Raw genomic sequence first — 11,507 nt, forward strand, 5'->3', positions numbered from 1 at the left:
GAAAGCTACACAACAACATTTTTAGTACGTTGTATCAGGTGTCACCTGGTTTAACATGGATCATACAGGAAGGATACAAATGGCGAATAAACTCACTGTTCTTGCTTCTGTTGTAGCAGCTTCTACTGCCATGATGGCGACGACAGCTTCAGCAGCAGATAGCACTTTAGATAAAGTACTTTCGCAAGGTTTTATTACTTGTGGTGTGAGCACTGGTCTACCAGGCTTTTCCAACCCGAACTCAAAAGGGGAATGGGAAGGCATTGATGTTGAATATTGCCAGGCACTTGCCGCAGCAGTTCTTGGTGACAAATCGAAAGTAAAATATGTTCCACTCACAGCAAAAGAACGGTTTACCGCCCTACAATCAGGTGAAATCGATGTTCTTTCGCGCAATACAACCTGGACGCTCCAACGCGACGCAGCACTCGGCCTTAATTTTGTCGGCGTAAACTATTATGACGGTCAAGGGTTCATGGTGAAAAAAGACCTAGGAGTGAAAAGTGCAAAAGAGCTTGATGGGGCATCGGTTTGTGTCCAATCTGGTACAACTACTGAGCTGAACTTGGCGGACTACTTCCGCAACACGGGCATGAAATACAAACCAGTGGTATTCGATACAGCAGCGCAAACCTCAAAAGGTTTTGACGCGGGCCGTTGCGATGCTCTAACAACCGACCAATCTGGTTTGTATGCGCTACGTTTGAACTTAACTGATCCTAACGTCGCGGTTGTATTACCTGAAATCATTTCTAAAGAACCACTTGGGCCCGTTGTTCGTCAAGATGATGACAAGTGGTTTAACGTGGCGAAATGGACTCTCAATGCGATGGTTAACGCAGAAGAGTACGGTATTACCTCAAAAAATGCAGATGAAATGCTTAAATCTAGCGATCCTAATATCAAACGCATACTTGGCCTGGACGGCCCTAAAGGTAAAGGTTTGGGCATTCGCGATGATTGGGGATACCAAATTGTAAAACAAGTCGGTAACTATGGTGAAAGTTTTGAACGCACTGTAGGTAAAGGTTCTCCACTGCAAATCGCACGAGGTGCAAATGCGTTGTGGAATGCTGGCGGCTTTATGTACGCTCCACCACTTCGTTAATAGTCACACAATCCCAAATAGGCGGTTTTAACCGCCTTTTTGGAAAAATGGATTTGAGGTTATAGTTGTATGAAACCTACTAAAACTATTGCGGCTAGCTCAGGAGCTCCCTCGGCTAAAAGCGCAAATTTGTTCTACAATCCTACTTTTCGTTCAGTCGCCTTTCAAATTATTGCTGTTCTCGTTCTGGTTTTTTTCTTTTACACCATTGTGACCAATGCACTTTCTAACTTAAGCTCTCGAGGCATTGCCACGGGGTTTGACTTCCTAGATCAAGAAGCTGGCTTTGGGATTGGCCTTACTTTGATCGAATACAATGAAACCTTTAGTTATGGGCGAACTTTTATCATAGGTTTACTCAATACCGCGCTAGTTTCTTTTTTAGGCGTTGTATTTGCCACCCTTTTAGGTTTTTTTATCGGTATTGCTCGTCTCTCTTCCAACTGGTTAGTCAGTCGACTTGCTGCTGTGTATATAGAAATCTTCCGTAATATTCCTTTATTACTGCAAATTTTCTTTTGGTATTTTGCCGTGTTACAGGCTCTACCATCGCCTAGGCAAAGCATGCAGTTAGGGGATTCTATTTTTCTCAATGTACGTGGTCTGTTCTTCCCTGCTCCCATTTTCGAAAGTGGCAGCACATTTATCTTTATTGCCTTTCTTGCTGGCTTACTAACTACCTTAATTATTGGCATTTGGGCTCGAAACAAACAGCGTTTAACAGGTCAGCAGACGCCTATGGGTAGAATTGCGGCTATCTTGTGCATACTACTTCCTGTCATTGTGTACTTTGCTATGGGCCGTCCAGTGTCAGCAGAGTATCCACAACTGCAAGGGTTCAACTTCCAAGGTGGCATCAGTATTATCCCTGAGTTAGCCGCACTGCTGATTGCACTAAGTATTTATACGGCCGCATTTATTGCCGAAATTGTCCGTTCTGGCATTAATGCGGTGAGCCATGGCCAATCCGAAGCAGCAATGTCATTAGGATTATCTCGTTCAAAAACATTAAAACTCGTGGTCATTCCTCAAGCGCTGCGCATCATCATTCCGCCACTCACCAGCCAATATCTGAACTTAACCAAAAACTCATCATTAGCGATGGCGATTGGCTACCCTGATTTGGTTTCTGTTTTTGCCGGCACAACGCTCAATCAAACGGGTCAAGCGATTGAAATTATTGCGATGACTATGGGTGTTTACCTCACTCTCAGTTTGACGACATCGGCATTAATGAATATCTATAACCATAAAGTTGCTTTGGTGGAGAGATAAGATGAAAGTACATCAGTTTCAACCTAACTTGCCACCGCCAGCCAATACCGTTGGCTTCATTGGGTGGCTGCGCAAAAATCTTTTTAATAACGCACTCAATTCCATCGTTACACTGATCTTAGGGTATTTCGCCTTCTGGCTTGTTTGGCATACTGTCGATTGGGCGATTATTAATGCAGATTGGGTAGGTACACAACGTAGTGATTGCACTCGTGAGGGGGCCTGTTGGGTGTTTATTAGCGTACGCTGGGATCAGTTTATGTATGGATTTTATCCAGAAGCTGAGCTATGGCGACCTCGCCTCTTCTATTTCACTCTTGCTATTTTTAGTGCGTTGCTCGCCTATGAAAATACACCGAAAAAAACGTGGATTTGGTTGTTTTTTGTCAACATCTACCCATTTCTTATCGCGGCGTTACTCTATGGCGGCTTTTTCGGCCTAGAAGTGGTTGAAACGCATAAGTGGGGAGGCTTATTAGTTACGCTGATCATTGCCTTAGTTGGGATTGTTGTTTCGTTACCGATTGGTGTTGTACTGGCGTTGGGCCGGCGTTCCGAGATGCCCATTATTCGCAGCCTATGTACCGTTTACATCGAGGTTTGGAGAGGTGTGCCACTGATTACAGTTTTGTTTATGGCATCCGTTATGCTGCCTCTGTTTCTCTCGCAAGGCTCGGAAACGGATAAATTGGTTAGAGCATTAATTGGGGTGGTCATGTTCAGTTCGGCTTATATGGCAGAAGTGGTTCGTGGTGGTTTACAAGCGATACCTAAAGGTCAATACGAAGCCGCCGATGCGTTAGGTTTAAGTTACTGGAAAAAAGTCGGTTTGATTATTTTGCCGCAAGCGCTGAAGATCACGATCCCATCGATCGTTAATACCTTCATTGGCCTATTTAAAGATACCAGCTTAGTACTCATTATCGGGATGTTTGACGTGCTCGGTATTGGACAAGCTGCCAATACCGATCCGGATTGGTTAGGCTTTTCTACTGAAAGTTATGTATTTGTCGCGTTAGTGTTCTGGGTGTTCTGCTTTTCTATGTCTAGATATTCGATATGGCTTGAAAACAAACTCCATACTGGTCACAAACGATAACTACAAATCAAGGACGTATTATGACGCAGCAACGCAACCTCGCACCTTCTGAAGAAATCATGATTCAGATTAATGATATGAATAAATGGTACGGTGAATTTCATGTACTAAAGAACATCAATCTTACCGTTAAAAAAGGCGAAAAGATCGTTATTTGTGGCCCTTCAGGCTCAGGAAAATCGACCATGATTCGCTGTATTAACCGCTTGGAAGAGCACCAAAAAGGACAAATCGTCGTCGCGGGCAACGAACTGACGGAAGATCTTAAAAATATTGAAGCCGTGCGACGCGAGGTCGGTATGTGCTTCCAACATTTCAATCTTTTTCCACATTTAACCGTGTTAGAAAACTGTACACTCGCTCCAATTTGGGTAAAAAAGATGCCTAAAGGAGAAGCTGAAGCGGTTGCGATGAAGTACTTGGAACGCGTAAAGATTCCTGATCAAGCAGACAAATATCCCGGTCAACTTTCTGGCGGTCAGCAGCAACGAGTTGCGATTGCACGCTCATTGTGCATGAACCCACAGATTATGTTATTTGATGAACCAACATCTGCACTTGACCCAGAAATGGTACGGGAAGTATTAGATGTTATGGTTGAACTTGCAGGAGAAGGCATGACGATGCTTTGTGTTACCCATGAGATGGGCTTTGCTAAAGAAGTGGCCGATCGCGTTATTTTCATGGATGCTGGTGAGATCATTGAAGAAAATAACCCTGTTGAATTTTTTGAAAATCCTCAATCCGATAGAACGCGCAATTTTCTCTCTCAAATTCTCCATCATTAATGGATTAACGACCAACAAAGAGAGAGGTGAACATCACCTCTCTCTTTGTTTATGAGCATAGACACATGGTGTTACACATTCTTTAACATCTAAGTGACTATTTTTATTAAAATTTACACAAAACAAATACGATACAGGGCTTGCTTTTTAGCTCATTCAGCCCCATAAATGTACAAACAAACATAAACCCTTACGAGGAAGATTATGAACAGCCCTATGTTTACTCGCTCAGCTAGCTTAGAGAGCACACTACAAACTAATAAAGTGTTGAAGAATACTTACTTCTTGCTTTCAATGACTCTTATCACTAGTGCTATTGCTGCGATGGCAACAATGGCAATGCAGATTTCACCATTCATGGCACTCGCTATGCAGTTGGGAGCAATCGGTATTCTATTCTTCGTGATGCCTAAAGCCATTAACTCTTCTTCTGGTATAGTGTGGACATTTGTGTTCACCACATTAATGGGCGGTGCTCTGGGCCCAATGCTTAATCACTATGCGGCAATCCCGAATGGCTCTAGCATTATTGCTCAGGCACTCGGTCTTACTGGCCTTGTTTTTATGGGCTTATCCGCTTATACCATTACGACTAAAAAAGACTTTTCGTTCATGAGAAGTTTTTTAATGGCAGGCCTCATTATTGTCATCGTTGCGGCGATTATTAATATTTTTGTTGGTTCTACCGTTGGCCAACTTGCGATCAGCAGCATCGCGGCGCTCGTGTTTTCTGGTTTTATCCTATTTGACACAAGCCGCATCGTACGAGGTGAAGAGACAAACTACATTAGTGCTACCATCTCAATGTATCTAAATATCCTGAACTTGTTCACAAGCTTATTGGCTATTCTAGGCATTATGAACGACGACTAATTCACGTCGACATTTTGTCCAAACGAGCCCGCAAGCCACAGCTTGCGGGCTTTTTGCTTTCTAAACAGTTGAGATCACACATTCACTACGCTACCCTAAACGCGGATTTTTAATCGAGTAATAAAGATGTTTGAATACAATGGTAAAACCGTCGAAACTGATGCTCAGGGTTACCTCCTAGACCATACCGAATGGGAAGAAGGAATGATCCAGACACTGGCCAGTCAGGAAGATATCGAGTTAACAGACGCTCATCTAGAAGTCATTTTGTTCGTGCGCCACTTTTATGAAGAGTTTAATACTTCACCCGCAGTGCGTATGTTAGTCAAAGCGATGGAAAAAGCGCATGGTCCGGAAAAAGGCAATAGCAAATATCTGTTCAAACTCTTTAAAAAAGGCCCGGCCAAACAAGCAACTAAACTTGCTGGGTTACCAAAACCTGCCAAATGCTTGTAGTGCGAAACTAAGCCCCCAAGCAACTTAACCATACAAAATACAAAGCGGTGCTACTTTTAAAGTATTTCGAATCCGCTATATTTTTCGGTATAAGAAAGAAGTGACTCACGCGACACCAACATTACTTTCGCCGTTTTGGGGCCTTGTTGAAGCCACTGATAAAACTGCTCCAAATTTTCACTATTCCCAATGGCGATGACTTCAACCTCGCCGTTATGTAAATTTTTAGCATAGCCTGTTAAGCCTAGCTTTAGTCCTTGATGAGCGGTGTGATAACGAAAACCAACCCCTTGGACCCTGCCTGTCACGATAAACTTGTCGCACTGTTGAGCCATTTGGATCCCTCTATCTATGTTTAAATACTCAATCATTTATCTACTAAAATGCGTCGTTCACTATAATGAAAGAAATGACAATGGGTTAATTTGATGTACATCCCATAGACACTCTCCCCAAACAATTTCCTTTATTTACGTATGACGCTCGCTCTTTGTTTGCTTTCCATTACCTTTTCTATGAAAATACGCCCCCATTTTGAATATTCATCGAGTAATGTATGACAGCTGCAATCTATCTAGTCAAAGGCCGTGAAAAATCTTTGCGCCGTAAACATCCATGGGTCTTTTCCCGAGGGATCAGCAAGGTAGAAGGTGAGCCTAGCCTTGGAGAGACCGTCGACGTTTATACTCATGATAATCAGTGGTTAGCAAAAGCAGCCTATTCCCCTACTTCTCAAATTCGAGCTCGCGTTTGGAGCTTTGAGAAGCAGGAGATCAATGTCGATTTTTTTGTGAAACGGCTCGAAGATGCACTGTTAGTTCGCCAGGAGATTATTGAACGAGATGGTCTTACTGGCTTTAGGCTGATTGCAGCAGAATCAGATGGGTTGCCCGGTATTACTATCGATAAGTATCAAGATTATCTAGTATGCCAACTGCTTAGCGCAGGGGCTGAATACCATAAAACAAATATTGTTAAAGCGCTGACAATCGTTTTCCCAGAGTGCCATGTTTACGAACGTTCAGATGTTGCCGTTCGTAAAAAAGAAGGTTTAGAAGAGCGCATGGGCGTGCTGCATGGCGATGAGCCGCCAAAATCAGTCATTATCGAAGAAAATGGCGTAAAAATTAGCGTCGATATTGTTGGTGGACACAAAACAGGCTTTTACCTAGACCAACGTGACAGCCGCCAGAAATCAATAAAATATGTGAAGGATAAAGATGTCCTTAACTGTTTTTGTTATACCGGAGGCTTCGGTTTGTATGCTCTTAAAGGCGGTGCCAAACGTGTAATTAATGCCGACGTCTCACAACCTGCATTAGATACCGCCAAATACAATGCAGAGATCAATCAATTCGATATCTCCAAAAAACGCGCTGTATTTTTAAATGCCGATGTTTTCAAATTATTGCGAGAATACCGTGATCAAGGAACGCTGTTTGATGTGGTGATTATGGATCCACCTAAGTTCGTATCGAGTAAAAATAACCTGATCTCCGGTGCAAACGGTTATAAAGACATCAATATGTTGGCAATGCAAATTTTAAAACCGGGTGGCACTTTACTCACCTATTCATGCTCTGGCCTTATGGGCACCGATCTCTTCCAAAAAATCATTGCCGATGCGGCGCTCGATGCAGGTCGTAGCGTTAAATTTGTTGAAAGGTTCGAGCAAGCCGCTGACCACTTAACAGATTCAGCCTACCCTGAAGGGTTTTATCTAAAAGGGTTCGCCTGTAAGGTGTTGTAAGCCGTATTTTATAGGCAGCAAGAAAAACCGGAGCTCTAATCAAGCTCCGGTTTTCGTTATTTTAGTCCTTTAAATGGTTTAGGTTATCCATCAAGCTACTGGTGATATCCGCAGCTGACGCACCATCAAAGTCCACGGTCAATGTTGGACCCGACTTGACAATCGTTAGGTGCGATTCATGTTCATTTCCTGTAACACGGATAGATACATCGTCCGCAACACCTTGATGATCTGCACCACCCAGTCCATCAAGCAATGCTGTGATCTCATCTTTGGTCATGTCTTCAAACAAATCGGAAAAATCTAACGAATCCCCTTCCGAACGATGGAAGTCAGTAACGCGGTCAGTCGCGGTTTCCATCTCAACCCATTTGAATATGTCTGCGCCACTATCACCCGTTAAGATATCACTACCAAGGCCGCCAATAAGGGTGTCGTTACCTTCACCACCTCTCAAACCATCGTTGTGAGAACCACCATCAATATAATCATCACCAGTATGACCAAAAAGGATATCAGAGCCAGATTGACCAAATATTCGATCATTGCCACTACCGCTATTAACAACGTCAGCATTACGGCTTGATACATCGTTCGATAATAACAAACCATCATTATCTAACATTGAATCAGTGCCAGAAAGATTGCCTGTCATTACGTGATGATTGGCAATCTCAGACGCAGAAAGTTCCAAATCATCATCACTACTGTAACCATATGATCCCGTCATTCCTGCATAAATGACGTCATTTCCAGAGCCCGTCTCAATATGATCGTTCCCCGATCCACCACTAACAGTTTGGTTTTGAGAGCCATTATTATAACCTTGCCCTACGTGAATATGGTTTTCATTGCCATGAACATCACGTACTGTACCTAGCAAATTACCCCCAAAAGCAACATCGAATCTATCTGGGTGCTGTGAGTTTTCACCATTTCTAATAACTATCATGTCATTTAAATCATTGCCTTCAACCGTCAATGGTAAACCTACGGGTACACCATTTTTATCTACAGCGTTGACTGAAATCGTTAAAGTACTATTGGCAGCATCACCATCATTATCTCTCACGGTATAACTAAAAACTTCCTGTGCGTTGAGGGGGATCTTAGAGGCATCCTCAGTCACTTGATAAGTATAGCTACCATCAGCCATCAGAATCAGCTCGCCATACAAACCAATAACCTTAGTGCCAACACCGGTATTAATACTGCTTGATGTTTCTCCATTCACACACCCTATGACAGTCAATGATCCATCGGCACCGTGCAAATCGTTATGCATTACATTACCTAAAGCACTTGGCAAATGGTAACCACTTCCTTCAACAATCTTTGCCACCAAGTCAAACTGGTTGGATGCATTTTCGTCTGTCTTTATCGAGTTGATAACATTACCGTTTTTATCAACAAAACCTAAGACTTCAACTGTATACATCTTACCTTCAAATTCAAAAGTCACAGATTGACTTTCAATAGTAATGATATCCCTTGGATCAGACTGATTATTTGGTGTTTCGTTATGGGCAAAATTCACCGTAATCGTCACAGGAGTTACTCGACCATAAGCATCGGTTACTGAAAACGTTACATCTAGTGTTGCCCCCGTAATCGAGTCATAGATAGGGTAATTATAGTGAGTAAAGGTTCCTAGTTGGACTAGCTCATTGAGAGCTATATTCCCAGCCAGTCCACTATCGTTATCAATAAAACCATACCCTGATTGCCCATACCCTGCACTCGTTCCCCAGCGTACTTGGTCTAAATCAGGGTCAGCATCGCGCGAATCATAAATTGTAATATTTGAACCACCTGCGATATTGCTCCACTTAGCCGAAACACCGTTAAAATTAAATGAATCGGCTAATACATTGATTGAAGCAACATCCGCATTAGCGATAGGGGCATCATCTTCGATAACAATGGTGATTGTACTTGTGCTCGAAATACCACTTGAATTTTGTGCTTCAATGGGAATATCAATCACAAGGTCATCTTCTCCACCATTATTCGTGTGGTCGAATACAGCATGCAACTGACTAGTCACCTTGCCTTGGTTATCTACGGTAATTTCGACCACTTTATTGTCAGCAACCGTTCCAATCAGTGTCTGTTTATCCGAAGATAAGTTCCATGTAATTGCTACCCCATTAGAAGTGTAAGTACCAATAGGAATCCCCATAGAAAGCTCAGAGGCGTTCGCAATACTAAGCTGCCCTTCCACTGAGGTCTGGTTAGTCGTATCTTGTGAACCAGTGCCGGATTCGTCATCTACTATACCGCCTTGTAATCCCTCTTCAGAAACATTGAGCGTCAATTCACCAATGACCGGTGGAGACACAGGCTTGACCGCAAAACCAAGCACAGCACTGTCACCATCGGCATCAGTAACTTTCACTTGGAAATCAATATCTCCATCACCTAGCGGCGATTGTATATTTTGATACTGGTAAAACTCCCATTTTCCCGTTGTCGGTGTAAACTCGAGTTTGAAGACTAAATGCCCTTCTGCATCTTTACCAGTAAGAGTATTTGCCCCTACTAATTCAACAGTAATGTCAGAGCCAGTAACCGTTTTAAGTGTCGCAGACTCATTTAGGCCAACTAATTGCAGTGCCCCTCGACCATCGGCACCCCATTGCGGTTCAACGACACCAGAACCATAAGCAATTGGCTGCGGCGCATCCGCACCAAGAAACTCGATATTTTTAACGGTAAAGTCACTATTATCTTTATGATTAAACGAGTTACCATTGTCAGTAGCTTTGATAACCATCGTATCAAAACCACCCTGTTGCACAGAAAAGTCTTTAGCGTAATCTCCACGGTTTTCATCAGAGGTAAAACTTTGAGTTGCAATCAACTTCCCATCTCGCCAAAACTCAACAATCCCGCTTTCGCCCTCACCGCCAAACATTTTGCTGAACTCAATTTTCGCACCATAAGCTACCGTGTTAGGATCGAGTTTAATAACCAACTCTTCGGATGCAGAGCTGCCATCAGAAAACTTCCGAAAATCAACTTCATTAGCAAGATTATGGTACGGAGAACCCTTACTACTAACGCCGATACCTTCGCTGTCACCATTAATATTTGCACTAACTAACGTGGATGATAAAGCTGAAGAGAATCCTTTTGCAGTAATAGTAAATTGACCACCGTCAATCGTAGTCCTATTACCACGGTAACTCGTTAGATCAAACAGGCCAATTAACACATCAGGAATATCAGTTGCTGTGGCAGCAACTGGCTCCATCACATGATTGCTAGGCGCATCGTCTTCAATGATGATCGATAATTTGCTTTCCGTTGTGGTTTGCCCATCTGAAACAAATACGCCAAGATCTAAACTCAGTGTATCTTCTTGGGAGCCATCTGGATGGTCGACAGGGTTGAGTAAAGTGACTGTATAGTTCCACTCGCCCTTGCCACTTGCATTAGGAGCAGTAAGTTCGATTTCAATAACGGATTTAGAATCACTCCCAAATGTAGAGCCTATCAGCTTGTGATTTTGAGCATCCCATTCCCAAACGACTTCCATACCTCCCGACGTGATGCCCACCGGGCCCGAAAGAGTGATCTCTACGGAATCGCTATCTACATCATCAATTGTGATGGTGCCAGATGCCTTAACTGCGTCGCTTGTATCTGAGGATCCAATATCATCTTGAAGTCCACCAGATAAGCCTTCCTCGGAGAGAGGAGCAATGCTTGAGATTGCGATGATCGCCGCATCGTTGGTGCCATTGATCGTCACTTTCACGACTTGCTCTGTGCCGTCTACCGACGTCACCGTGAAGCTTTCGACTTTGCTGTCGCCAACATTCATCTCATTGAACGCACTGTTCGCCACGAACGTCCACTCGCCGTTTTCCGCGATGCTGAACGTGCCGTAGCGGCCTTCTTTGCTTGTCGCTGTGAAGGTGTTGTCTGCGTTGTCCACGTCCGTCGCGGTCAAGGTGCCGGTCAAGCTCAACGCCGCATCGGTTTCAGAGGCCACGACCTCAGTGTCGCCTTCTATCGTCGCCGCATCGTTGGTGCCATTGATCGTCACTTTCACGACTTGCTCTGTGCCGTCTACCGACGTCACCGTGAAGCTTTCGACTTTGCTGTCGCCAACATTCATCTCATTGAACGCACTGTTCGCCACGAACGTCC

At 43.5% G+C, this 11,507-nt stretch carries 9 protein-coding genes; 7 read left to right on the forward strand and 2 right to left on the reverse strand.

The genetic code is table 11. From position 1 onward, the window contains the following. The first annotated feature begins 79 nt into the window (after positions 1 to 79). From AACQ75_RS06655 to AACQ75_RS06680, 6 genes are all read left to right on the forward strand, one after another. The gene (locus AACQ75_RS06655) at positions 80 to 1,108 is read left to right on the forward strand and encodes an amino acid ABC transporter substrate-binding protein (RefSeq protein ID WP_026027113.1); all 1,029 of its coding nucleotides are present in this window, start codon (positions 80 to 82) and stop codon (positions 1,106 to 1,108) included. A gap of 69 nt (positions 1,109 to 1,177) precedes the next feature. Continuing rightward, positions 1,178 to 2,383 carry an amino acid ABC transporter permease gene (locus tag AACQ75_RS06660; RefSeq protein ID WP_170888452.1) on the forward strand — a complete coding sequence of 402 codons (1,206 nt, stop codon included), beginning with the start codon at positions 1,178 to 1,180 and terminating at the stop codon, positions 2,381 to 2,383. Between the two features lies 1 nt (position 2,384). Next, the gene (locus tag AACQ75_RS06665; RefSeq protein WP_170888453.1) at positions 2,385 to 3,482 is read left to right on the forward strand and encodes an amino acid ABC transporter permease; all 1,098 of its coding nucleotides are present in this window, start codon (positions 2,385 to 2,387) and stop codon (positions 3,480 to 3,482) included. A 20-nt stretch (positions 3,483 to 3,502) separates the two neighbouring features. Beyond that, the gene (locus tag AACQ75_RS06670) at positions 3,503 to 4,270 is read left to right on the forward strand and encodes an amino acid ABC transporter ATP-binding protein (protein WP_013856933.1); all 768 of its coding nucleotides are present in this window, start codon (positions 3,503 to 3,505) and stop codon (positions 4,268 to 4,270) included. A gap of 204 nt (positions 4,271 to 4,474) precedes the next feature. Next, the gene (locus tag AACQ75_RS06675; protein ID WP_010318447.1) at positions 4,475 to 5,143 is read left to right on the forward strand and encodes a Bax inhibitor-1 family protein; all 669 of its coding nucleotides are present in this window, start codon (positions 4,475 to 4,477) and stop codon (positions 5,141 to 5,143) included. Positions 5,144 to 5,269: 126 nt separating this feature from the next. Next, positions 5,270 to 5,599, forward strand: coding sequence for a TusE/DsrC/DsvC family sulfur relay protein (locus tag AACQ75_RS06680; RefSeq protein WP_064625147.1), 330 nt, complete (start codon positions 5,270 to 5,272; stop codon positions 5,597 to 5,599). Between the two features lie 56 nt (positions 5,600 to 5,655). Here AACQ75_RS06680 and yccX read toward each other — a convergent pair whose 3' ends face one another. After that, on the reverse strand, positions 5,656 to 5,934 hold the full coding sequence (gene yccX, locus AACQ75_RS06685; protein ID WP_064625145.1) for an acylphosphatase: 279 nt from the start codon (positions 5,932 to 5,934) through the stop codon (positions 5,656 to 5,658). 221 nt (positions 5,935 to 6,155) lie between these two features. Here yccX and AACQ75_RS06690 point away from each other — a divergent pair, with 221 nt between their 5' ends. After that, entirely contained in the window at positions 6,156 to 7,349 is a 1,194-nt protein-coding gene (locus tag AACQ75_RS06690; protein WP_047689509.1) for a class I SAM-dependent methyltransferase, read from the forward strand. A gap of 61 nt (positions 7,350 to 7,410) precedes the next feature. Here the strand turns inward: AACQ75_RS06690 and AACQ75_RS06695 are convergent. Beyond that, a partial coding sequence (locus tag AACQ75_RS06695; protein WP_170888454.1) for a VCBS domain-containing protein occupies positions 7,411 to 11,507 on the reverse strand: 4,097 nt, incomplete at its 5' end.

The sequence above is a fragment of the Vibrio sp. B1-2 genome (assembly GCF_963888445.1).
Taxonomy (GTDB): Bacteria; Pseudomonadota; Gammaproteobacteria; order Enterobacterales; family Vibrionaceae; genus Vibrio; species Vibrio anguillarum.